This is a genomic window from Xanthocytophaga agilis, assembly GCF_030068605.1.
GTDB classification, from domain to species: Bacteria; Bacteroidota; Bacteroidia; order Cytophagales; family 172606-1; genus Xanthocytophaga; species Xanthocytophaga agilis.
Genome location: NZ_JASJOU010000003.1, coordinates 594,863 through 620,138 on the forward strand (window position 1 = coordinate 594,863; position 25,276 = coordinate 620,138).

Here is a 25,276-nt window from a genome sequence, read left to right on the forward strand (position 1 = left end):
AATCTTTTACCTAATAATAAAAACAAGATAGCACAGGATGCACTTTTGTGTAAACTTCACTGTATGTTTCGGCAAAAGAAATAAAACCCTGTTAACTGTATTATGTTACGTTCCATATAGACTGGACCATCTCTTTCCAATAAGTTGTATAGATGACAGCTTTATGAAGCCAAAGCTATCATCTATACAACTAAAAAGAGAAGAACATATACCCATTTCATTACCAAATTCATTCAAAATTTTTCTATGGTTACTAGAATATTACTCAAATAGAACTATTATTGGCTTAATTATTCTTACTATACTCATGAAAAAAACATTACTATCTCAACTCTTTTTCCTTTTTATATTTTCAATCACAATCTGCCAGGCTCAGTTTGATGACAAATTTTACTTCCCATCCAAAGAATGGAAACCAATAGCAGACCTGAAATATGAAGAAGTATTTCTGGATACAGACACTATAAAACTGAATGGTATCTTTGTAAAACCACAAAAGAAAGCCAAAGCAACTATATTATTATTTCATGGAGCAGGCGGAAATGTATCTTCTTACACCTATATCGCAAAACCGCTGGTAGACAAAGGATTTCAGGTCTTTATGATTGACTTCAGAGGATATGGAAAATCTACAGGAAAGCCCACCCATGTGAATATTCTAAAGGATGGTCAACTGGTGCTTGACTATCTTATCAAAAGAAATGATGTAAAAGGTACTAAATTAATCTTACTAGGTGTTTCTATCGGGTCTCAGGTGGCTACACGTCTGGCAAAGGATAATAAAAACAGTGTCAGTGCCCTTGTTCTTGACAGTCCGCTGAGCTCTTTTACGGACATAGCCGCATTCTATGCACCCAAGGAACAACAAGACGTTATTAAACAATACCTCGTTTCTCCTTACTCAGCCAAAGAAGATATCGCCTCTGTTGAGGTTCCTAAACTGATTATTCATAGCAAAGAAGACAAGGAAGTTCCATTTGAACAAGGTCAGGTAGTTTTCAATGCAGCAAAAGATCCTAAAACGTTCTGGGAGACTACAGGAAAGCATATTGATGCAGCTAAAGTAGCAGGACCGGAATATGCTGAACGTATTGAGAAACTATTATCCAAATAGGATAGACAACCTACCTCAATAACAAATCCCTCAACGTGTTGCCTACAAACATATTGAGGGATTCGTTATTACATAAATACGTTCACTACGTCACAAAATATATACCTCTATTTTCTGATTCGGTAGGTTTCAATTTCTCCATAAGCTGTAAATCCTAACTTTCTGTAAATGGGTTCTCCCATCAATGATGCGTGAAGTACACAATAGATACTTCCATTTGCTTTGGCCTCCTGTAGTAAATATCTGGTCATAGTCGTAGCAATACCCTTTCCTCTCCCATTAGGAGTTGTCCCTATCATATGCAATCCGGCATTATTGTCTGAATCAAAAAATACAATTCCACAACCTATAGTTTCATTCTCTTCTGTGTATATAAACACACGAATCTGCTCTGACTGAGAAATAATAGTAGAAATAACGTGATCTCCTACATGATACCGAAACGATTCAGATGCTATTTTAGCAAAAGCTATTGATTCTGCATCTGTTTTTACCTGTCGAATAGTTGTAGTATCTGTTGATTTTGCCTCCAAAGACCTCAGATCGATTGCCATATTTCTTTGTCCAGACAAAAAATCAAAATTGGGATTATCGTTTAGTATATTAGGCTTCTGAGTAGTGATTATATCAGATAGTTCGCCTCCATGGCTTAGTTGACAGATCTCATCAATAACTAACTTTGAAACTTCAAAATCAAAGATTCTGTTTGGCCAATCAGAGTGAGGTACAGAAACAGCAGAGCATAACGTTGTCTTCTTTAGGGTATGTGTCAGTTGCCCAATATGAGTCCAGAATTCGTATAGATTTTTAACAATAGGTTTGTCCATTTTACAAAAAGTGTCTATAAAAAATCTTAACCCATTACAGAGATAATTTGTTCATGGTTTAAGATAGTCACTATATGGTCAAGAAGCCTATACTGAAAGACAGATCCGATGAATTTACAACCTATTCGTTCTAAATCCTGTCAAAAGTAGGTATATAACATTGAATATCACCTAATTTCACTCCAGACCGTAGAACATATGTTATTGAAATTAACTACTCTTCTAACAATTTTATTGGTTTGCAAGATACCAATCCTGGCTCAACAAAAATCAGATACTATTATACCTCTGAAAACACTTTTTCAGGAAGCCAAATCTGAATTTTCCCACTTTGAAAAAGTGCATGGACACGTCACATTAACTCCCAATGGCCGTATGCATTATCTGACATGGGGTAATCGATCGGGAATTCCGCTTGTATGGTCACATGGTAGTTTGACTAATGCCTTTGAAGTACTTCCCTTTGTTGACCAATTAGTAAAAGCAGGTTATTATGTTATTGCAATAGATTATTACGGACATGGACAAACTCCTATACCGGATCATGAAGTATCACTTTATCATATAGCCGATGATATTAAATGCATATTGGATGAATTAAAAATCAGAAAAACTGTAATTGGAGGTTGGTCAAGAGGCGCTATGGTCAGTACAGCTTTCTATGATACATATCCTGACCGGGTATTAGGTATAATTTTGGAAGATGGAGGCTCTGTTTCAAGCAATACTTATTATCATAAAATGGATTCCGCCCAATTAACTCAGCGAATAGATCAGCTATTCAAAGATCGTTTACAGGAGCAAATCTTTAACAGCGAGTTTGAAACCTATCAAGCCTATTATGATCCAGCAGAAAAAGGAAATCAGTTTAGCCTTCTGGCATGGATTCGTCCCACAAAAAATGGCAAATGGGCACTGAGTCCAGGTGTACTGCAACTATTACATATGCAAACGCCTGAACAATTTCTTGAAAATATTCTCTATCCTACTCGCATGCCACTCTTTGCAGAATCAATGGCAATTTTAGAACCTAAAATTATTTACCGCAATCTATCCGTCCCTCTTTTAATTATTGATCCGACCCATTCAGATGATTTGTTTCCTTTTGAAACAGAAAATGCTCGACTACAAAAACAACATCCTGCTTTAATTGAACACAAGATATATCCTAATACAGGTCATAATGTTCACTACGAACACCCTGATCAATTTCTAAAGGATGTGATCAATTTCCTGAAACGTATAAAGCAGTACAATCACTTAAGATAGTCATTTCTTATTCCAGTTCAATACAATCAAAATTTTGCTGCTTTAATAACTCAATTACCTTCGCGGTCAGTAAGGTATGACTATCAATACGTAAAATATGGTCACAATCTGCTAAATCAAAATTCCACTTCGCATCAGCTAACAATGTATCTAGACGAGATTTAAGAGACCTTACAGCTTTCTTTGTTTTTACAGTTGTCTTAAACACATAAATCATAAACATTGATTCTTTTTGTATGGTACTGAATACTTATAAGCCTACTTTACCTTCCATCCAATAGGCTTTTGCCAGGACTCTTCCTCTGAAGTTCTTTTGCTTTAATACACGTTTCACTGTTTGAATAGATCTGGCATTCCCTGTCAAGACAAAGTTGCTATCCTGCCACGTATCCAAATGAAAGACAGGCAAACTGGCAACAGAGCTCTCATTCTGAAACGTCCCATCCTTTGAAAATACAGTGTAATTATCCAGACCTAACAACTCTGGAACAGTATTATTCTGTTCGTCCAACTCCAGATAAAAATGACAGTCATGTTGTTTATACTTTACTGCATCCAAAAAGGAATAAGCTAATCCCAACGATGTTTCATCTCCAATAATTACATGTTGCCTAACAGATGGATTATATTGTTTCATTCCTCTGGGAGCACTTATCCGAATTTGTTCACCAGTTGTCAAAGCATGCATAAAGCGACTTCCGGGAGCCTCCCCATGTAAATGCACAATAATTTCAACAACACCTTTTTCGGTATCACTATAGGATACCGTATAGTTTCTGTATTCCGTATCACTTACCCGGATAATGATGGCATAGCCAATCTGAAAATCCATCCCAGACACATCTCCCTGAAAACATATCTTTTTAACAAACGGCGTTATGTATTCAGTATTTATTACTGTCATCAAAGGAAATTTGGAGGCAAATAAACCTTCTAGGGTATTACCTAGCCACTTAGCTACTTTTGGCATGTTTCAAACAAGTTTGCAGTTGTACTTTTCGTATGTCAGTGTATGTTGTACAGTGCAAAGTACGGTTATTGCCTTTGTGGCAGCAATGCAGAAAGGAGGGTATTACTTAGACGAATCGAGGTTTTTATTCCGGAAAGCGACTGGGGTTATTCCGGTAATCTTTGTAAAAAGTCGAGAAAAATAAGCGTAATCTTCATAGCCCAATTCACTGGCCACTTCTTTTACAGATTTGCTGGAATGAAATAACATCCGTTTTGCTTCCAGAATCACCCGTTGCTGAATATGATAAGAAACAGAATGGCCAGTCATATTTCTGATACATTCATTCAGATAAGGGACTGAAATATGTAATAGGCTGGCGTATTCTGCTGGACGCTTTATCTCAGCAAATCTACGTTCCAGAAGTAGTTTGAACTCATGTGTAACCGTACTAAAGCGAGAGATAGTGGTATTTGAACTTTTCCGTTCCAGATGAAAAGACAGAAACATTCCTGCAAAAGCATTGATATAGTCCTTTACCAGTAATGTATATAGTTTATTATCCTTTTGCTCAGAAACAGCAACACATAACCGAATAGCCTGATCAAAAAGAGTAACCATATCTGAAGTCAATGCCAAAGGAGAGGCAGGCAAAACAAGCTCATTGAATAGTTGTAGATATTCTGGATTCAGCTTTTCATTGAGAATACCTAACATATAGCCCTCTGAATGTTCAACGCTTACAGTACGATGTACCTGGCTGGGATGAATATATAAAATGACAGGACCTTCCATTTTATATTCTATAAAATCCACTTCCATACAAATTTTCCCTTTTTCCAATACATGAAAAAAATGAAAATCGTGTCGATGAGGATATCCAGCTTCCTGATAGGAAGAAAAATCTTCAGATACTATCTTTCCGACTGCTGCTCCTGCTTCGAAATGCTCAATATAGGATCGTACAGGTATTGACTTTGCTTTTTTGGCCATTCTTTTTTTAGGCAATAAATTGTCTACAAAGCTATCTCTTACGAGTAGAGTCTACACCTACTCAAAATACTTCACAGAGATAGCTTCCAGAAGTTTTTTAGGATCATACAGATTACCATCTTTTACAACCAGTGATACTCTGCGAATATCACTAATGTTTCGGACTGGATCTCCGTCTATCAGAATAACATCGGCAATTTTGCCTTTGGTGATAGTACCTAATACATCCAGTTTATCACAAAGCTTTGCGGCATTGTATGTAGCCGTTTTTAATACTTCAGTAGTAGGAATGCCAGCTTCTGCATATAGTTCCAGTTCCCGATGCAGAATAAATCCTGCCAGATCATCTGTACCAGATACAATCAGGATACCTGCATCATAAAATTTTTTGACAAGTTTTTGCATTGCCTTCATTGCATTCCGATAGGTTTCTTCCTGACCTGGAGGTGGTGTTAATGCACCCCAGGAGGCATTGCGTTGCATGGTCGCAGGCAAACGACTCATAATTTTAGAATATCCCAATGAGGGTTTACTGGGACTACTGGTAAACATTCCCTCAAAAACTCCCAGTGTAGGATCTATGGAGATATGTTTGTCCTGAAACAGTTTCACAAAGTCTTTAAATTCCTGGCTTTCAAAGTCCAGCGAAGCGGCCTTCTCCCCTACCAGCGTAAACCGACGCATTGAACGGGTATCTACTGTATCACCATAAAAATTCAGAAACAACATGTTGGCATGGGTAATTTCGTTATACCCGGCATTAATAGCCTGTGTCGCAGTCATATGAGAGGGAATATGTCCTGCTACTCTCAGCCCCAGCCGATGTGTTTCATCAGCCATTGGCTTTACCCATTCAGGTTTAATAGAACTATACAGCTTGATCTGCTGGTATCCTAGTGAATCGTATTTTCGTATGGCACGAAGTCCTTCTTCCAGATTGGAAACAGATATACCAAGTGGAACAGTATAGGGTCCGTCTCCATCAATAATTCCACTACGATACACAATCCTCGGACCAATCACCTCTCCATTGTCAATCTGCTGCTGGAGTTCCAGCAAACTCAGTGAGTTGCCCATATCACGAATATTGGTAATTCCACAAGCTATATTCAACAAACCTTCAGATCCACCACCATAATGTGTATGCATATCCCATAAGCCAGGCAATAAGGTCTTTCCTTTTCCCTCTATAATCGTATACCCCTTGGGTAATTTAAGACTGGCATCTCCTACATCCTGGATCTTCCCATCTCTGATCAGAACGGTTCTTGCAGGCAAAACCTTCCCTCTTTCGGAGTCAAAGACATTGACATTGTGAAAAGCAATTCCTGTTCTGGACTTACTGACAAGCTGACTGGTCAGTTTGCTATAATAGCCATCCATCTCTTCTTTTTGTATTTGATACAAATCGCCTACATCATCCCTTACATCCTCACGAACTTCGTTAAAAGAATCACTGAAAGAACCCAAACTCATCTGATTCTCATCCAGCCAGAGAAGTGAAGGATCAAAACCCAGTCCCGTGATTGAATACAAATAGGCATTCTTTCCATTTTTAAGTATATGTTCTTTTAGCAATCGGATAGATGACTGTCCGGCAGGTAACAAATCAATCTTTTTCTCAGGAGAGGCAAGCAATGCCCATGGTAAATAAGGAGCATCCGCTTCAGTACTTAGATATATAGCAGGCCTTGTGACAGAAACTTGCTGTTTCTCAGCAGTATTTTCCCAGCGAGCAACACCATTTAGTAATTCATAAGTCTCAGCCACTTTGCCTTTCATATAGTTATTGCCTTCTACATCTAGGAAGGTCACAATACCTTGCGGAGAGGCCTTGAATGTAGTTAGTAATTTAGGTCCACGCCCTCTGTCATTGTATTCCTGATACGAAGCATACTGACGAGGTCCAGTCTGACAAAGCCAGCTATATCCAGCCTTCCTGCCATTAAAAAGGATGTCATATTTTAATGTATCACCAATTGGTAGCTTACCCTGAGCGAATAAATAAGTTTGACTTAGCAACAAAAACAGGGAGACGATTCTTTTCATAGTGGTTGTAAATTTCTCTGAGTAAAAGCTATATACTATTTTGTTGGACTTTATTATTTTGTGGCCTTCTTATTCTGATAGTCTAACTTACCATTGGTAAGGCCAAAGTATCTATATACCAGAAATAGTATCTGATTCGTAAAGATAATTTTTAAATAAGCTCTCACACTAAAAAACAATAACTTTACATAGGGACAAACATGCTTACATCTTGCTTTGAAAAATGGTGGATACCCATTGTATTTTGGGTTGCTGCACTTGGGTTGGTTATAGTAAGCAACTGGACACCGGTCCCTTTCCTGGGAATAGCAAGCTTTATCCTTCTAACCCTATCACTACTATTCCTTTTTGGATCGGCAGTCTATCACCTAGTGTATCGTCGCTGGCTCAAAGCTATCCTCACAGGGTTACTTGGAGTGGGAACAATAGCAGGAATCATTCTGTATGCCGTGTTTATTTTTGCTATGGAACAACTAGATGGAGACAAATGGGCTGATAATCTAACTATACCCACCAATATTACGCTGAACACTCCTAAGGAGCAATCAATCATAAGCTCTGACTCTATAGGCCATAGTACAGGGAAAGCTTTTGACTTTGAGCTGTACAATTCTTTTCAACCAGGATTGTATGAATATGCTATCTGGATAGGGAAAACAGAACCTGGAACTATTTACTTAAAAGCATATGAAGTGACGCAGGAGTATCCACTCTCCACAGATAATCTGGCGAAAAGCAGTTCTATTAAGATAATCAATGATACAGATAGTATTATACAATTTGGAACCAAAGATCATTTTACTATCTATGAGGGAGATTGGGGTAAACCGTATGCTGCCAGATTTGAAGTATGGTTTCATCCTGACAATGGAAATCCGGATAGAAAACTCACAGAGAAGATCTACAAGATTGAAGGATGGCAAAGATAAGAGTCATGGTTGTGTGGTCTAAATAAAACAATGGCATGGCTGAAAGACAGTCATGCCATTGTATACACAAACTTACAAGCTTTTACTAATTACCACCAATCACTTTAGACTGAACTTTGGCTGGTGCAGACTTCTTCAGTTCATCCACCGCTTTTTCCAGCTGCTGATCACGACCTTTGGAAACAACTTCAGGCTGGTTCATCACCTTTACATCTGGCTCAAGCTGATTGTTCTCAAGATACTTGCCATCCAGTGCAACCATACCTACCTGAGGAATACCAAACACCAACGTTGGATCAATCTGAGTCTCCCACCATACCGCAGTGCCCGTACCTGGTACAGGCATACCTATGATTTTACCAATGTTGTTTTCACGGAAAGCAAACGGAAACATATGAGCATCAGAATAGTTACCTTCACCTACTAATACGACAGAAGGCTTAATCCATTTACGAAAGGGTTCGTGTCCCATATGAACACCACGAGGAACAATATCCAGGTATTTTTTACCACTTAGGAATGTAGCCAGATCATCGTGCAGCCACCCGCCACCGTTGAAACGGGTATCGACAATCAGCGATTCTTTGTCTGCACATTTTCCTAACACTTCTTCTACAACGGTGCGGTAGCTCGCATCATTCATGCCACGTATGTGTACATATCCCACACTACCATTTGACATTTTATCTACTTCTTTGCGACGAGTAGTCACCCAACGCTGATAGCGAAGTTCACTTTCCTGAGGCAAAGTAATTGGCTTAACAGTTTCTTCCCAGCGCACCTTTGTTTTTTCGTTGTAGCAGGACAACAGTACGTTCTTATTCGCTTTCCGGTTCAACAGCTTATTATAATCCATTTCAGTAGTGATTTCTTCGCCATCTATTTTCTCTATGATGGTACCTGTCTCTACCTTGGACTGAGCATTAGCCAGTGGCCCATTGCCCATCACTTCTACTACACGCAGCCCTTTGCCGTCGTATTCCTGATCATAAAACAATCCTAGCGAAGCGGTTGCATCCAGGTTTACCTGAGGATGTGCATACCGACAACCTGTATGGGATGCATTCAATTCGCCCAGCATTTCACTCAGCATCTCTGCAAAGTCACGGTTGTTGTTGATATGAGGCAGGAACTTAGCATAGGCAGTATGATAGAAATCCCAGTCTACGCCATGAAGATTTGTAACATAGAATTTTTTCAATACCTGACGCCATGCATGATCAAAGATATAAGCTCTCTCTGCAGCTGTATTCAGGTTCATTTCACCATTGATGGTAACAGCTTCTCTTTTGCCTGATTCTGCATCGATCTTCATGATTTTGCCATCAGAGCTCACAAAAATAGATTTACCATCTTTAGTCATATCAATACTGCCAGGTCCGCCTTCCAGCTTCGCCAGAATTTTGGTTTCTCTGGAACGCAGGTCTGTCACCCACAAATCATAGCCTTTCTCAAAACGACACATATAAAATAATCTGTCTCCATTAGGTGATACGGCAGCATCTGTCAAATTGGAAGAGTGAATTGTCAAACGAGACTTACGACCATCCAGTCCTTCAAATTCAATCTTTACTGTTTTATCTTCTTTCTTAGCCGATTCACCAGCTTTCTTCTTATCGTCTTTTTTCTCTGCTTCACTAGCCTTGGCAGCTTCTTTCTGTTCTTTTTCTTCTTTCTCTTTCAACAATGTAAAGTCTTCTTTGCTCAACTTGTAGCGATCCCATGATTCTTTGGTAAAGAACATACCATATACATCACTCTCACCACCCCAGCTACCGTGATTTTTCATACCATCACGATCAGAAAACCAGATCATCATTTTGCCATTCATCATCCATTTGGGTGATTCGTCGCTATATCCACTTTCTGTCAGGTTCACTAGTTTACCTTTACCATCAGCCGGAATCAAAGCGACTTCCGCACTGAACATGTTGCTTGGAGAGTAGGTTGCCAGGAAAAATTTGCCATCCGGTGACCATGTATAATATTGATCTCCATCTGAATAGGAATAGTTTTTATCAGCAGACAAAATAACACGGGTCGCTTTGGATTCCAGATTAATCACTTTTAGGGTAACCCGTTCTTCCAGATAAGCTACCTCTTTACCATCCGGAGAAAAAGAAGGTTGAAACTCTTCCGCGGTTGTAGCGGCTACGGGCTCTTCTTTCAGTACTGTAGAAGAATAGAAATAAGGCTCTTCTTTACGTATAATAGAGCTTTTGTATATATTCCAGTTGTTATTTCGCTCACCGGCATACAATAACGTACGACCATCAGGGCTAAAACTAACAGAACGCTCCTGTTCTGAGGTGTTGGTCACACGTTTGGTTACTCCTCCTTCTACAGAAGTAACATATACTTCTCCACGAAATACAAACGCAATCTCTTTCCCATTAGGAGAAAGCGCCATTTCAGTAGCGCCACTGTTGATCGGCACTACCTTTTCCAACACATTGCGGGTATCATTCAGGATCTGAATAACTACTTTTTTGGGTTCACTACCTGTTGTCTGTGTATAAATTTCTCCATCATAACCATAACACAAAGTACCACTCTCAGCCATAGTCAGAAAACGAACCGGATGTTTACTGAACTTGGTTACCTGAGTAGCCTGTCCAGGTTTATCTACCGACATTTTGTGTACGTTAAATGATCCACTGCTTTCACAAAGGAAGTAGATATCTTTCTCATCAGGTGATAATACCGGATTTCGGTCTTCTCCATTAAAGGTGGTAAGCTGTGTATGTTTGCCTGTTGGCACATCATATACCCATACATCACGTGAGATAGAGGAAGTGTGATGCTTGCGCCAAGGGTCTTCATATCCTTTGTTATCATGGTATACCAATCGGTTACCTGCCCTATTGTAGCGAGCTTGTTCGGCGGGTGTAGTCAACAACATTTGCGCACGGCCTCCGGCAACAGACACTTTATACAGTTCTGTCAGGATACCATAAGGAAACTGTACGTTGCTGGCTGCATCTGTACGTGATGACGAAAAGATAATGTGCTTTCCATCTGGGGTAAAATCACTGGGAAGGTCATTGGCCGAATGATACGTAAGACGAGTAGCTGCACCTCCGGTAGATGGCATCACAAAAACGTCATAGTTACCGTAACGATCCGAAGCAAAAGCAATTTGTTTGCCATCGCGTGACCATACAGGCATAAAATCGTGTCCTTCACTTAATGTCAGCGGAATAGCCTGACCACCAGCAGCAGCGACTCTATATAGGTCGCCCTGATAACTGAATACAATAAACTGGCCATCCGGTGAAATAGCCGGGTAGCGCATCCATAGTGGGTTCTGGTCGGCTTTCACGACCACAGGCATTAGCATGGCAATGCCGAGCAGAAATTGATAAAGGCGGTGCATGGTAGATTAGTTTGCAAATAAGTCAACTTCAAATTTCCACAAACCATCGTATATTATCAATCTATTTTTTGAAGAATATGCATTTGATAATGATAAGAAACCGGAAAAGGCTGTTTAACGGAAAAGTATAATACTACTTTTCTATCTACACCTTAATTCAACTGCCTGTACTCCTTGGGTGAAATCCCGATTTTGGATTTAAAAAGCTTTGTAAAATGGGAAGGATGTTCAAAGCCCAGATTATAGGCTATTTCACTGATGGTCTTTTCAGTTCCCCAAAGCAGCGTTTTTGCTCTGTCTACCAATTGCAAATGAATATGTTCTTGTGTGGTTTTACCTGTAAAACGATTTAACAGATCTGACAGGTAGTTGGGAGATAAATTCAGTTGTGAGGCAAAGTATTTCACATCGGGTAAGCCAGCCTCTACAAGTGTTTCCTGAGCGAAGTAGTCAATTAGCATTCGCTCAAACTTCTGCACTATATCATGGTTTACATACTCTCTCGTAAAAAACTGTCTGTCATAAAATCGATTACAATAGGTAAGCATCACTTGTAAGTTGTCAATAATCAGACTTTTGGTATGCTTATCCATATTCTGGGAGTACTCTCTTTTTATTTTATTCAGGCAATCGAGCAATATAGTTTTTTCCTCAGCAGAGATATGCAATGCTTCATTTGTATCATACTGAAAAAATGAGTATTCATGAATCTTTCTTCCAAGTTCGGTTCCAGCCAATAAATCCGGGTGAAAAAACAAACCCCATCCCTCCAAAACCCGGATATCCGGACTGGAAGCAATTACCTGGTTAGGAGCAGTAAACATCAGAGACCCTTCTTCAAAGTCGTAATAGGATCTACCATACTTCATTGTTCCTTCAAACCGCTTGCACATCACCGTATAAAAGGCTGTTCTGTAATATACTTCTTCTTTGGGTCTATCAGGTGCTGTTTCTGCCAGATCAATAATGGTTATCAGTGGATGTTGGGGCGTACCACAATTGTAAAACCTATGAACTGCGGCGATGGATTCTATGTCTATATATGTCGGTTTCATGCCTGACAATCTCATTGTTTTCTCTTCTGGAACAAAACCAGAAGACCCGCGCTATAGGCAAATCTTTCTGGTTTTATCAATCATGTGATACTTCTTCTCAGTTAAGAAAGAAATCTCGCACTGACTGGATAAACTTCTCTTCGGAATTTTTCCATTTTGTATCAATGTATAACTGAGCATCTTCTCCAACTACATAGCGAAGCTGAGTGCTTTCATCTATTGCCGCTTTGTAAATGGTGAGGGCTACATCTTCTGGCGTTGCTTTAGCCAGGTGCTCGGTAGGCTTTGCGTATCGACTGAAGAATGATCCCATGATTGGGTTGTACTCAGCTATTTCATTTTTAATTAGATCCAGTCCATTACGGAAGTTTGTATGCACACCACCGGGCTCAATGATTTTAACTGCTATATTCAGTTTTACCAGTTCATGGGATAAAGCTTCTGAAAAACCTTCTACAGCAAATTTCGAACTGGCATACAAACTTGTAAACGGAAACCCAATTATCCCTCCAAAGCTGGAAATATTTATGATGGCTCCTTTGCCGTTTTTGCGTAAATAAGGTAGCACAGCCTGTGTCACTTCCATCATCCCAAATACATTGACATCAAATTGTTTCTGGATTTGCTCTCTGGTGGCAGATTCAAAAACACCCATCAAGCCATAGCCAGCATTGTTTACCAACACATCGATTGTTCCAAATTTGTCTACACCTGCTTTTATGGCGTCTTCAATAGACTGAGAGTCCTGCACATCCAGTTGAGTAACTAATACGTTATCTAAATTGCGCAACTCCTGCTCCTTTTCAGGTGAGCGCATAGAGGCAATAACATTCCATCCGTTTTGCTGAAACAATTTAGCAGTTTCCCGGCCAAAGCCTGATGAGGTGCCTGTGATTAATACTGTCTTTTTCATGTTGTTGATCGTTGTATTTTGTATCGTAATTGACAATACAAAGATGTACCAACAACGGCTTTAAGACCTTATATCTTTCACGGCAGGAATTATACATTTCACCGAATAGTATGTATACGCACTGTATCTCCTCATTTTTGTTTGAAGAATTCCCCAAAGTGCCAGAGTATGCCAGAAGGATCATGCACAAAACACTCCCGTCCCCAATCCTGATTTCGGATCGGTGTGAGTTTTACCGTTTTGTATTTACTAGTAAGATCCAGAGCCAGCAGTTCATTCCAGTATCTCTCCACATTGTCTACCTCCAGAAAAAGCATAGTATTATCTACCCAGTCTTTGACATAATGTCCTTGCAGATAGAAGCCTATTCCTTCTGTATAGAAATAGGAAAAATCATGAGAAATAACGCCTTCCTGGAATCCCAGATCCCGATAAAAACTGCGTGATAACTGGAAGTTTTCGGCTCCGATGAAGGGCCGGATGGAAATAGCTTTGTGTTCCATAAGTGTCATTCTTACTTATTGAGTAAATTTAATAGTAGTAAATGGAGTCTGCTGTTTCTCCTGTTTATAGTAGAATGACCATTTGCCACAGAGGCAATTAGACGCACAATTTATAAAATTTCCGGTATAGTATTACCCTCTTTTCTGTATTCAGATACAAACGCTCCATATACTACGCTGACAATCAGCTACCTCAACACTAAGCTAACCAATATTTCCTTCCTGAGCATAATACTTCTGTTATCTTCTCAGAGTAAAAAACCTCAGTCAGATAACTAATTTATTATCTGACTGAGGTTAGTATAGGTTTTGTTAAAATAATAATGGCTTTACTTATTTATTCGGCTCATCAACAAACACATACAGCTTTTGCACCTTATCCTTTTCAATCACAAACAAATCCATACCTGTCACTACGTCTGGCTTCTCTTTTGATCCAAACTGCCAGTACAAACGGGCAATGTTATGATGTGTATCAATAGGGTACCTATGAGAAAACCGGAAGTTGGGATTTTTCTGCTGGAGATTCTGTATAAACTCATTGATATGGGCATGGCCGACAGCAATAAAGTGACGATCTACCATTTCAATATCAGTCGCATACACTTCCTGCATCAACACGTTACGTGAAGTCTGGTCTTTTTGGTTCCAGAGTTCAAGATGACGCTCTACCAATCTTTCTATTTTAGCAGTTGTCATTTTAGTAGAATAGTTTAAACAAGAATGTATTAGCCATTATAAGCAGCTAGCCATTTAGCCTTGATATCCGCACGGGACTGGATAAACTCCTTATCAGTACCCTGAGCAATTGCATCCAGCGGAAAACGTAGCGGACGAGAGCCTTTTTTCATATTTACCAGTTCCAGAATACCATCAGCAATAGTTTGCGGATTCATATTGAACTGTGCCATCTTACCAAATAAGGCCTGTCCCAATGCATTAAACTTCTCTGTGGCCTCTTCTCCGTATTCAGCTACTATAGATTCTTTGTCAGCATTAAAACCTGCTTTTGCACCATTGGTCATTTCTGTAGGATAGACACCCGGCTGAATACTTACATTTTCAATTCCATAGGCTGCCAGTTCGTCCTGTGCTCCTTCTGTGATGCTTTCTACAACAAACTTGGAAGCTAAGTAAGGAACCATAAATGGTAGTGTATGTCCACTGGCTCCGGAAGTGATATTGATAATTAAACCATTCTTTTCTTTACGCATAGAAGGCAACACGGCCTGATAGGTACGTATCACTCCATACATATTTACTTCAAACATCTGACGGATCTGGTCCAGTGAATAGCCTTCCAGCAAACCAAAACCACTTACAGCTGCATTGTTTACCAGGACATCTATTTTGCCATATTTAGCCAGAATTTTTTCAAAGGCTTGTTGTACAGAACTGTCACTAGTGATATCAATTTCTACAACTTCAATATTGGGTAATGCAGCCAGTTCTTGTGCAACAGTTGCATTCTTAGTTTCTACGTTACGCATACCTGCTATAACTGAATGACCTGCATTGGCTAATGTGATAGCAGTAAGTTTACCAAATCCGGTGCTGGTGCCTGTAATAAAAATTATTTTTGACATGATTTCTGTTGTTTTACGTTTTGTAATTGTTGTTTGATGTTACAAAGGTGCCACAACAGTCCGACCTTCACATTGATGTAGAATAAGAAAGTTCTTGATCTGGATCAAGAGAAAAGTGCCTGCCAAAAACAGATAAAAAAGAAGCCTCAATAAAAGCTACTCTACAGAAAAATACTATTTCCTGGTAATCTGACTTCGTATCCGACTTAATGTTTCGGGTGTCATACCCAGATAGGATGCAATCATACTCTGAGGTATCCGCGTAGCAAATCCAGGGTATTTGTTTACAAAGTTTAGATACTTTTCTTCGGCTGTATAACTCAAAGCTGCTTCAATACGATTCTGAGCAACAACAAAGCTTCGTTGCAGGATAGTATTAATCAGATTATTAAAGGCTGGAATTTCTGAACAAAGCAACTCAAAATTAGCATTGGTAAACAAAATGATTTCACTATCTTCTAGAGCATCAATGTTAAATCGTGAAGGATTTCCGGAAAGCAAACTCTCCCTATCGCCTGTCCACCAGTTCTCACTAGCAAAACCGATTACATGTTCGTTTCCCTTGTCATCTACAGAATAAGTCCGTACACAGCCTTTGGTAATAAATGCATGATATTGCCAAACATCGCCTTCCTGTAACAGATACTGTCTTTTACGTAACTTTTTTAGAATAGCAAATGATCGAATGCGTTCAGATTCTTCTGAAGTCAGGGTTATTTTCTCCTCAAGGTATTTATGAAAAATATCGTACATACAAAACAGGCACTAACATACAACTAATCTCTTATCCAATCTATAGGTATTCTGTTTGCAAATATACCTTTTGATTTTGAAGAGATACAGTTCTCGCTAGAATTACCCCCACCTGAGTGTATGTATATTCTCATTTATTTTGTCTAACCTATTGAAAAGACTGCCTGAATTCCAGTGGAGAGAGATTAGTTTTGTTCTTGAATAACTTACTAAAAGACTGTGAATGTTCAAACCCCAGTTCATAGGCTATCTCGCTTACAGATAAATCTGTAGTTGATAATCTTTCCTTGGCTTTATCTATCAATTTATTGTGTATATGTTGCTGAGCAGTTTGTCCGGTTAGTACTTTTAAAACTGAACTCAGGTAATTGGGTGACATATGTAATTCGTCCGCAATGTATTGTACTGTAGGCAATCCTTTTTCGGCTAATGTCTCATTGTTGAAATACTCAGCCAGAATCTCTTCCAGCCGATTCAGAATTTTGTGATTAGTTACTTTTCGGGTAATAAACTGTCGATGATAAAACCGTTCCGCATAGGTCAGCAGTAATTCCAGATGAGCAATCATCACTTTCTGACTGAAGGTATCGATGTTGGCATGATATTCCTGCTCAATGTTTTGCATGATATTGGTAACAACAATTTCCTCCTTCTCTGACAAGTGCAAGGCTTCACTGACCGAATAGCTGAAATACTCATATTGTTTGATGGCCTTGGCTAAAGGTGTATTCCATAAAAAGTCAGGATGCATAAGCAACAACCATCCTGTATGTTGCGACTCTTTATCTGCTTCGATTGAATAAACCTGATCAGGTGAAATAAAAATCATTACACCTTCATCAAAATCATATTCCTGCTGACCATATTTGATCTTACCATTGAAATTCCGTTTGAGTGCAATGGAATAAAACTGCTGAACAAATTTGTTAGGTTTGTTGTCTGGCAATCGTTTGATATGGTTAAAATCAACCACACTCACTAATGGATGTTCGGGTTTGGGTAAATCCATAAACTGATGATACTCTGTTATGGTCCGGAAGGAATAGGGTTGTATACTTTTCATTGCCTGGCAGATAAATAATATGACTTTAAATAAATCCTGGAGGAAATAACAATAGTATCTCCTCCAGGATAAGTACCTTTAGTTTTTTGCAAAAGCCACAGCAAAATCTTTCGCAAAATCTTCCAGCTTCACTTTTCCGATAGTCAACGGTTTATGTAGCTCATAATCTTCTTTCAGGGTACCATTGTGAATACTGGCTCCCAACTCAATAGAATTTGTGATAATATGAGCAGGAACTCCATGTTGCTCCATACCAGCCTGCATCTGTTCGTTGCTGACAGTGATCCACTTTAAATCCGGTTTACCAATAGCGGCACCCAGAATCGAAGCGGCTTCACGGGCTGTATATTCTCCACTTGCCACATAACGTACATTTACACCAGTACCAACAGTTACCAGTTCTTCAGCAGCAGCACTGGCTATATCTTCAGGGGCAACCATGACGATCTTATCATCATCCCCATAGTTTGAACGAATAAAACCAGTTCTCTTGATCATATCTGCGAAGTTATACAGATTATAGTATATAAACCCAGCCCGCAGGTGTGTAACAGCCACATCTTTCAATTCATTCAACAAACACTCTGCATCGTGTGAACCCAAAATAAATCCGGTGCCTTTATCCAGATGAGCTCCCCAACTACTCAGATGCACTACACGTTTTACGCCTGTCTGCCGGATAGCCTGCATATAATTTCTGCCAATCTGCTGATAATATGCACGCGAATCTGTTGTAACAAAGTTGGGTGGTATCATAGCGTATACAGCATCTGCCCCTGTAAAAATCGACACCAGAAAATCTACATCTTCCAATACTCCAATAGCTGCAGTAGCACCCAGTGCTTCGATGTCTTTCTGCTTGTCTGAATTGCTGCTAATGACGGTAACTGTATGTCCTTTTTGTACCAGTTCTTTTACCAGTGGTTTACTAATATTTCCTAACGAACCTGTGATGACAACTTTCATATTTTTGTTTTTTGTGTTGTGAACGTTTGTATCACAAAGGTCCTCAACATGAAAAAACTAACTGTAGTCTAATTCATGGTTGTTGTAGTCAAAACAAGAATTTTATGGATAATCAAAAAAGTAATAGGTGGCAGAGAAGGAAATGTTTAGGGTAATAAAGAAAAAATAAATCTAACACTGTAACACTACATACCATCTATTTGAGGCTGAATACAAAACATACTCAGTCTCAAATAGAGAAAAAATTACTCTGAACGCAAGCTCTTAACCGGATTGGCCGAATCAGCTTTACTAGCTGTATAATCAACCGATTTTATTCAGCAATAAGTAAACTAAAAACTTTTTTGTCTGGTATCAGGATCTGAATCTGTAGATAATATCGAGTTTCTGCACCTTGAAATAAGTTAAAAATATATACTGTTACCTTTAACCAAAATCCAGCTTTCATATTCTACTAAAACTAAAACCTGTTACAACAATACTTAATTTCCATTCACTCCTTATCAGTTGATAGACAAGAAAAGTAACAAATACCCAATACAGATAGAACATCTGTTGTTTTGAAGAAAAGCCTACAACAACACTTATTACTGGCCATTTACAAACGCAAGACAAACTAAAACTATGCAAACATGCTGAGTTTTGTTAGGCATAAAATTTCATCAAAAATAATTATCATTTAGCATGTTTATTTTAAAAATGAAAAGTCATTAAAGGATGAAACTATCACACTAACTTACTACATGCTCATATTTTACTTTTTTGTGAACGTCTATGGAGTACAATAAGCACTTTTTTCATCCTTTCATCCATCTTATTTAGTTAAACACACTATGAAACATTTTTATCTGCTGCTGGTATTTATTGGCAGCTTTGTTATGTCCAGCTATGGAGTAAATTCTCCCTTATTGCTCGCACCTCAGAATGGAGCCACCATCAATCTGAATACCTTGTCAGGGTTTAATGTTAATGCCAATGAACCTACAACCTGGAAGCTTTACATTAAGGTATCTATAAACGATCCCCGGCAGTTGGTGTATGAAAATTCTCATACCTTTACATCTACCGATCAAACAACAGAACCTTTTCTCTTTCCATTTTCCAATGGTAATCCACTGGAACCTAATCATCAATACCTGGTTGAGTTAAAAACAGTCGATGCCGCCAACGCTCTAATAAGTCAGGAATATTTTACGTTCTTTACTTCATCTGCTGAAAAGACCAGCCCATTGCTGGTTTCTCCAAGTTCGGGAGATACATTGTATTTGACAGGTGCAATTACTTTTGATGCAGCAAAGTGGACAGTAAATGCCAATAATCCGAATGCTCGTTCAATCTCTACTGAAATCTTTGACGTAGCAACTGGTCAAGAGCTTACCTCCCTGTTTCCAGGAGATCCGTTTCCTATAAGTAAAAGCCTCACAGCACAAACAGCATTAACTAATGTAGAACTACAATCGTATGTAAGTTATATTCGTCAGCAACCTTATGCGGCTCGGGTAGTGTTAACAACTAAGGACTCTTTACAGAATATCATTGGACAAAGTGAATATCCTATTATCATCAAGCCGCGGCCATTAGGGACAGATGTCAATCTTTCCATCATTAGCCCAGTTAATGGTCAAACAGGTGTGTCGACATCACCAACTGTCACTGTTCAAAAACCATCAGATATAGCTGTACATGGAGTAGGTATCCTGGTAGACTTTTATACAATAGATAAATATCCCATGGATGCTCAGGGGGAGGATTATCGCATGGTATGGGTATCAAATATATCAACCATTACCAGCTGGCAGATACCTAATCTGAAACCAGGAACTACCTATGAACTCAATATCCATTATCTCGTATCTGGGGCTAGAGGAAATCCTTCCGGAACGAGTAAAAATGTAAGAATTACTTTTACTACAGCACCTCAACCCCTGTTGGTCTCGCCAAGTCCGGGAGATACGTTATATGTAAAGAAGTCAATCTATCACACAGAGGTAGAATGGACGGTCAATTCCAATAATCCTAATGCGCGTTCTATTACTGCCCAGATTTTTGATGTAGCAACTGGTACCCAGATAGATTATCAGTATGATCCGTTCCCTACACGAGTAGGTCTTACAGCGCAAACGGCATTAAACAATGTAAAGATGACGTCATTCATACAGGATTTACGTCAGGAGCCCTATGCTGCACGTCTGGTGTTGATTACCAGAGACTCTTTACAAAACATTATCGGACAGGGAGAGTATCCTATCATTATCAAACCACTTCCACTGGCAGCTGACATTTTTCTTACTATCACCAGTCCGGTTAATGGTCAGACAAATGTATCTACTTCTCCATCAATTACTGTTCAACGACCAGCAGGGTTAGATCGTCATGGTATTACAGTGAGCTTATATTCCTATAAAATTGATAAGTATCCGGCAGATAATCAGGGAGAAGATTATCGATTTGTCACATTACAAGGTACTCCATCCATTTCTACATGGCAAATACCAGGTTTGAAGCCAGGAACTACCTATGAAATGGAAATTTTGTATGTGATAGAAAGAGCTGGAGGAGATATTTCAGGAACAGGTAAAACGGTGAAAACCATTTTTACAACAGCCCCTGATCAAGGTACAAATTCTCTGTTACTATGGCCAGCAAACAATCAAAGTGTAACTATCTGTAACAACCAGGATGTATTGGTAAACGCTAATGACTCCACTGCCCGTACGCTTATTGTAAAAGTATTGAAAAATGATCCGCGTCAGCTTGTTCAGGACTATATGTATGCTCTCAATGGAACAACCGCAACTCAAACAATTTCTATGGCGGGTGTCGTTCAACAACTGTTAGCTAATCAACAGTATCTGATTGAAGCAACCACGAAGAATGCGTCCGGTACTATTTTACGTCAGCAATACTTCACTGTATTTACAACAGGATGTTCACAATCAGCAGCCCGGATAGGTTCACCAGAAGTTGAATTGCCTCAGAAATCGGTTATCTCGCCAAATCCGTCTGCCGGAGATTTTCAGGTACAATTGCATAGTGGCTATGGCAAAGCTAAGGTAGAGATAGTCTCACTGGAAGGACGCATTATTGCCAACTATGAAACAGAAGGAAATCACGCTGTTCTGATGAATGGATCTTCCTTAAAACCAGGCTTGTATCTGGTGCGTATTACTGGAAATGCAGGATTGCGCGAGCAGTTTAAGATTGTGAAGCAGTAAGCAAACAGATTACCTTTCATAGAATTGTCGAAGTTAAACTGGGTGGCCTGACAAGCCACCCAGTTTATTTTTCAGCTATACGATAAGTCCTCAGACACACTTGGAATCTGACTATAAAAATGCAAGCTTTACAAAGATGTATTGACAGATTATACAAATACAGAAATGGATGGTATATAAATTTACAATCAGACTTGTCTCGTAAAATTTCCTGAAAACAATTACACCTCTTAAACCTATAAAAACGATAAAACAATGAGTACTACATCAACCATTGCCGTACTGGGCCTCGGAGCTATGGGCTCTCGTATGGCTAAAAACCTTATCAAAGCTGGTCACAGGGTCATAGTGTGGAACCGTACACCACAAGCAACTATAGACCTCGTTAAAGAAGGAGCCACACAGGCAAACTCTCCCAAAGAGGCTGCTGCACAGGCTGACTTTGTGCTGGCAATGGTTCGAGACGACGAAGCATCCCGACAAGTATGGCTGGACCCGGAAAATGGGGCGCTTCAGGGAATGAAAAAAGAAGCTATTGCGATTGAAAGTTCGACAGTAACACCTGTCTGGATCAAAGAACTAGCGGGCACATTAACAGCAAAAGGCATTTCTTTTCTGGAAGCTCCTGTATCTGGCTCACGTCCTCAGGCAGATGCAGCCCAACTGGTTTTCTTTGTGGGAGGTGATCACACAATCTTTACCCGGACAGAACCCATCCTGAAAGCCATGGGATCTACTATTCAATATGTAGGACCCTGGGGTTCAGGAGCATTGGTAAAGCTAACAACCAATGCATTACTGGGTATTCAGGTAACAGCCTATGCCGAATTAATCGGAATGCTCAAACGGTCAGGTATGGATGCACAAAGTGCATTGGCAGCCATCTCTAAAACTTCTGTATGGAGCCCAGTAGCTGGATACCTCACAAGCACCATGCTAACAGAGAACTTTACGCCACAGTTTCCGGTAGAGTTAATCGAAAAAGACTTTTCTTATATCCTCACCACAGCGGGATCATCAGAATCAGCACCAATGACAGATGCTGCCCTACATGTATTTCAGAAAGCTATTGCTCAGAATCTCGGCCAGGAAAATATGACTTCTGTCGTACGCATGTTTACCAAATAGATTTATAAAATGTTCTTATTCGATACAGCCAAACTATCCGAGTTCTGGTCAAAATAAAAACTGACCGGAAGTAGGATAGTTTCCCAAAGCAACCGGAGTTCCGGTTATTGACGAAAGTGAACGGAACTCCGGTCAAAGGAAAACGTGACCATTATTCGAATATTTCTGAAAAGCGACCGGAACTCCAGCCAAAATTGAAAGTGAACAGAGTTCCGGTCATTTTGCAAAGCGATCCGAAGTATGGTCGCTTTGTAGTTTGATTCGAAAACAAATCACAGTTTTTACTTTTATCAAGTTGACCGGAGTTCCAGTCATGTTGGAAAAATATTCGGATTACGTTCATGGGAAAGAATAGAAATTTCAGTAAGATGTGATCTGAAACAAGCAAAACAAAACATGAATTCAACATCTTCTTCATCACATCCTAACCCACTACTTAAAATAGTGTATTTGCTAGTAGCTAGTTTCTTTTTATCATGCTGTATGATAAGCTTTTTCAAACAACTGCGTCCTCAGATGTATCACTTCCTGATAGAGGGCCTTCTATTCAATGACTCAGACAGCTATCATATTATCCGGGATGAGCCTGATAGTACTGAGACTCGTTGGTATTATGCTCTTACATCTTTCTTTGTTATCCCTTATTGTGGCTTAGGATTGATATATATTCTAAAAAAACAAATCATATGGAAATGGTGGATTATTTATACAAGCTTGCTTTTCATAGGCTACTGGCTTGGAATGCTCATTCGGATTGGCTTGCTTCGTCTAACATTTATGACATATACAAGGCAACCTGACCCAAAATACTTTTATAAATATTGGATCCCCTATTTCCATTTGGAAGAATGGGGTATTAGAGGAGTGTTGAGTATGATTGTCCTAATTGTTGCAATTAATAAAGTAAAGACTTTCAATAAGAATAGAATGCTTAATTATTGATCTATTTCTTCTTTCGCTTCCACAAAAAGAAATAAACTCCAGTGACCATTCCTACATAAAGTACTCTGGATAGAATCTGTTCCCCTACAGAAACTGGCTTTGTAACCCAGCCAGATGGCAAGTAATCACTAAAAAACGAGGTTATAAATATAATTATGGCTTCAAGATGAAGAGATAGCCATATAAATAGTGATAACACCATGTTATGGCGAAGCTTTGGTATCCAGAAAAGTTGAGTCAAGACACTCCCTACTATTGTTGTAATCCATACGACAGAGCCATAAGGCTCTTTAATGTGCGTTATAAATACATACCGCTCCGCATAGGTATTACTCATGAAGTAAGTAAACGCTTCATGAAACCAAAAGTAAAAGACATATAAGCCGCACACAGCCATGAGCAGATTCATTGCCTCCAACATAGTAACAGCTTCTTTTTGATAAGCATCAAAATAGACTTTAACAAGAAGAATAAATACGATTAGCCAAATCAGAAAAAAAGAATATCCCTGACTAATAAGAGAAGCAAAATAGTCTATCACAAGACTGGTGTAATGAATGAAGACACAAAATAGATAAAAAACCTACCTCTTTTGCTCATTCAAATACACGTCTCCATAGAACAGAGGTGGCATCAGCGTCATACCCATTGCATACAATGAATCGCGCTGAACATCTTTGGCGAGCTCTGCATTGATGAAATACAGGAATATATGTCTGACAAAAGGAATCCACAACACCAGATTCCACCATTTGGGCTTTTTGGTAATCTCAACCAATATCCAGTTATTCAGAAAGGGAACAATAGCCAGCCAGGGCTCTTTGTTGTATTTCCTGAACAGAAAGAATAAACTTTCACCATAGATCAATATCAATGTATAAAAAAGTCTATTACCTGTAAGTCCTCCTATAAACCCTACCAGATCCCATCTCAAAAACAATGCACTAAGAGGCTCTGTAATCAGCCCAGTCATATAGCGAAAGGCAGCAAAGGCAGGCATATAAGGTTCATTATGCACAAAGGAGTCTATTAAACCCAATATTCCTTGGGTATCATGTCTGATTTTAGGTAACGATTCAAAGTAGCCTACATAAAAAGCCACATTAATCAGGTATTCCACTACATAAGAAAGAAAAATCACCAAAATAGAGATAATCAGTATATCCTTCAGTGAGATGTGAGTAGTATTTCGGAAATAATACAGATGCGTAAAGAGCAAGAGCAGAAAAGACATACCATTTGTAGGCAAAGCCACTACCATGAGTGCATCCATCCAGTTTTGTTCCTCTGGCTTATACAAAAACATCAGAACTATATTTCCTATGATAGAAAATAATGCATACACCAAACTGGATACTGAGGCAATTTTCAGATAATATTTCATGAGATATATGTTGACTTATGGACTTCGGATAAAACACTACCAACAATCATGTTTCACAACAATCACACATAAGACAAAATATAGAATTAATCTGAAAGGGTTACTGTGGAGTGAAAAGGTATTTGTAAGAAGAATACATTAATTTGAGAAAGTATTTTTCATGAATGTATATAGATACTACAACTTACATTAGAAGTACTCTAACTCACCTTTACATATATGCCCTTTTCTCAAAAGATTAAGAGAAATGGGAAGAATAAAA

The 25,276-nt window shown here is 39.0% G+C and carries 21 protein-coding genes; 6 read left to right on the plus strand and 15 right to left on the minus strand.

The genetic code is table 11. The features are described 5' to 3' along the window. Positions 1 to 307: 307 nt before the first annotated feature. The gene (locus tag QNI22_RS12765) at positions 308 to 1,114 is read left to right on the plus strand and encodes an alpha/beta hydrolase (protein ID WP_314511016.1); all 807 of its coding nucleotides are present in this window, start codon (positions 308 to 310) and stop codon (positions 1,112 to 1,114) included. Positions 1,115 to 1,221: 107 nt separating this feature from the next. On the opposite strand, the gene QNI22_RS12770 is transcribed toward QNI22_RS12765, so the two are convergent. Then, positions 1,222 to 1,941 (minus strand): GNAT family N-acetyltransferase, encoded by a 720-nt coding sequence (locus QNI22_RS12770; protein ID WP_314511017.1) that lies wholly within the window; start codon positions 1,939 to 1,941, stop codon positions 1,222 to 1,224. Between the two features lie 198 nt (positions 1,942 to 2,139). On the opposite strand from QNI22_RS12770, the gene QNI22_RS12775 reads away from it, so the two are divergent. After that, on the plus strand, positions 2,140 to 3,210 hold the full coding sequence (locus tag QNI22_RS12775) for an alpha/beta fold hydrolase (RefSeq protein WP_314511018.1): 1,071 nt from the start codon (positions 2,140 to 2,142) through the stop codon (positions 3,208 to 3,210). Between the two features lie 250 nt (positions 3,211 to 3,460). Here the strand turns inward: QNI22_RS12775 and QNI22_RS12780 are convergent, their stop codons facing one another. From QNI22_RS12780 to QNI22_RS12790, 3 genes are all read right to left on the minus strand, one after another. Beyond that, on the minus strand, positions 3,461 to 4,180 hold the full coding sequence (locus QNI22_RS12780; RefSeq protein ID WP_314511020.1) for a siderophore-interacting protein: 720 nt from the start codon (positions 4,178 to 4,180) through the stop codon (positions 3,461 to 3,463). A gap of 102 nt (positions 4,181 to 4,282) precedes the next feature. Next, complete coding sequence (locus tag QNI22_RS12785) at positions 4,283 to 5,152, minus strand: AraC family transcriptional regulator (RefSeq protein ID WP_314511022.1); 870 nt, start codon at positions 5,150 to 5,152, stop codon at positions 4,283 to 4,285. Between the two features lie 57 nt (positions 5,153 to 5,209). Further along, positions 5,210 to 7,201, minus strand: coding sequence for an amidohydrolase family protein (locus tag QNI22_RS12790; RefSeq protein WP_314511024.1), 1,992 nt, complete (start codon positions 7,199 to 7,201; stop codon positions 5,210 to 5,212). A gap of 200 nt (positions 7,202 to 7,401) precedes the next feature. Between QNI22_RS12790 and QNI22_RS12795 the strand changes: the two genes are divergently transcribed. Continuing rightward, entirely contained in the window at positions 7,402 to 8,130 is a 729-nt protein-coding gene (locus QNI22_RS12795) for a hypothetical protein (RefSeq protein WP_314511027.1), read from the plus strand. Positions 8,131 to 8,215: 85 nt separating this feature from the next. On the opposite strand, the gene QNI22_RS12800 is transcribed toward QNI22_RS12795, so the two are convergent. The 9 genes from QNI22_RS12800 to QNI22_RS12840 form a co-directional block, all read right to left on the minus strand. Next, positions 8,216 to 11,506, minus strand: a complete 3,291-nt coding sequence (locus QNI22_RS12800) for a S41 family peptidase (RefSeq protein ID WP_314511029.1) — start codon at positions 11,504 to 11,506, stop codon at positions 8,216 to 8,218. A gap of 152 nt (positions 11,507 to 11,658) precedes the next feature. Beyond that, positions 11,659 to 12,561 carry a helix-turn-helix domain-containing protein gene (locus QNI22_RS12805; RefSeq protein ID WP_314511031.1) on the minus strand — a complete coding sequence of 301 codons (903 nt, stop codon included), beginning with the start codon at positions 12,559 to 12,561 and terminating at the stop codon, positions 11,659 to 11,661. A gap of 97 nt (positions 12,562 to 12,658) precedes the next feature. Next, on the minus strand, positions 12,659 to 13,474 hold the full coding sequence (locus QNI22_RS12810; protein ID WP_314511032.1) for an SDR family oxidoreductase: 816 nt from the start codon (positions 13,472 to 13,474) through the stop codon (positions 12,659 to 12,661). A gap of 131 nt (positions 13,475 to 13,605) precedes the next feature. Beyond that, positions 13,606 to 13,977 (minus strand): VOC family protein, encoded by a 372-nt coding sequence (locus QNI22_RS12815; RefSeq protein ID WP_314511033.1) that lies wholly within the window; start codon positions 13,975 to 13,977, stop codon positions 13,606 to 13,608. Between the two features lie 333 nt (positions 13,978 to 14,310). Continuing rightward, positions 14,311 to 14,676: a nuclear transport factor 2 family protein gene (locus QNI22_RS12820; RefSeq protein ID WP_314511035.1), complete on the minus strand. Its 366-nt coding sequence runs from the start codon at positions 14,674 to 14,676 to the stop codon at positions 14,311 to 14,313. Between the two features lie 29 nt (positions 14,677 to 14,705). After that, a complete protein-coding gene (locus tag QNI22_RS12825; protein ID WP_314511037.1) occupies positions 14,706 to 15,563 on the minus strand; it encodes an SDR family oxidoreductase in 858 nt (285 codons plus the stop codon). A gap of 174 nt (positions 15,564 to 15,737) precedes the next feature. Then, positions 15,738 to 16,316 carry a Crp/Fnr family transcriptional regulator gene (locus tag QNI22_RS12830; protein WP_313982280.1) on the minus strand — a complete coding sequence of 193 codons (579 nt, stop codon included), beginning with the start codon at positions 16,314 to 16,316 and terminating at the stop codon, positions 15,738 to 15,740. 148 nt (positions 16,317 to 16,464) lie between these two features. After that, positions 16,465 to 17,379 carry a helix-turn-helix domain-containing protein gene (locus QNI22_RS12835; protein WP_314511039.1) on the minus strand — a complete coding sequence of 305 codons (915 nt, stop codon included), beginning with the start codon at positions 17,377 to 17,379 and terminating at the stop codon, positions 16,465 to 16,467. Between the two features lie 78 nt (positions 17,380 to 17,457). Continuing rightward, on the minus strand, positions 17,458 to 18,345 hold the full coding sequence (locus QNI22_RS12840) for an NAD(P)H-binding protein (RefSeq protein ID WP_314511041.1): 888 nt from the start codon (positions 18,343 to 18,345) through the stop codon (positions 17,458 to 17,460). A gap of 833 nt (positions 18,346 to 19,178) precedes the next feature. On the opposite strand from QNI22_RS12840, the gene QNI22_RS12845 reads away from it, so the two are divergent. The 3 genes from QNI22_RS12845 (at position 19,179) to QNI22_RS12855 (ending at position 23,630) form a co-directional block, all read left to right on the plus strand. Then, the gene (locus QNI22_RS12845) at positions 19,179 to 21,560 is read left to right on the plus strand and encodes a T9SS type A sorting domain-containing protein (protein ID WP_314511043.1); all 2,382 of its coding nucleotides are present in this window, start codon (positions 19,179 to 19,181) and stop codon (positions 21,558 to 21,560) included. A gap of 255 nt (positions 21,561 to 21,815) precedes the next feature. Continuing rightward, positions 21,816 to 22,688 (plus strand): NAD(P)-dependent oxidoreductase, encoded by an 873-nt coding sequence (locus tag QNI22_RS12850; protein ID WP_314511044.1) that lies wholly within the window; start codon positions 21,816 to 21,818, stop codon positions 22,686 to 22,688. A gap of 396 nt (positions 22,689 to 23,084) precedes the next feature. Beyond that, positions 23,085 to 23,630, plus strand: coding sequence for a hypothetical protein (locus tag QNI22_RS12855; RefSeq protein WP_314511046.1), 546 nt, complete (start codon positions 23,085 to 23,087; stop codon positions 23,628 to 23,630). A 1-nt stretch (position 23,631) separates the two neighbouring features. On the opposite strand, the gene QNI22_RS12860 is transcribed toward QNI22_RS12855, so the two are convergent. Both QNI22_RS12860 and QNI22_RS12865 read right to left on the minus strand, forming a co-directional pair. Beyond that, complete coding sequence (locus QNI22_RS12860; protein WP_314511047.1) at positions 23,632 to 24,171, minus strand: hypothetical protein; 540 nt, start codon at positions 24,169 to 24,171, stop codon at positions 23,632 to 23,634. A gap of 42 nt (positions 24,172 to 24,213) precedes the next feature. Beyond that, positions 24,214 to 25,014 (minus strand): DUF5684 domain-containing protein, encoded by an 801-nt coding sequence (locus tag QNI22_RS12865; RefSeq protein ID WP_314511048.1) that lies wholly within the window; start codon positions 25,012 to 25,014, stop codon positions 24,214 to 24,216. Positions 25,015 to 25,276: the final 262 nt, after the last annotated feature.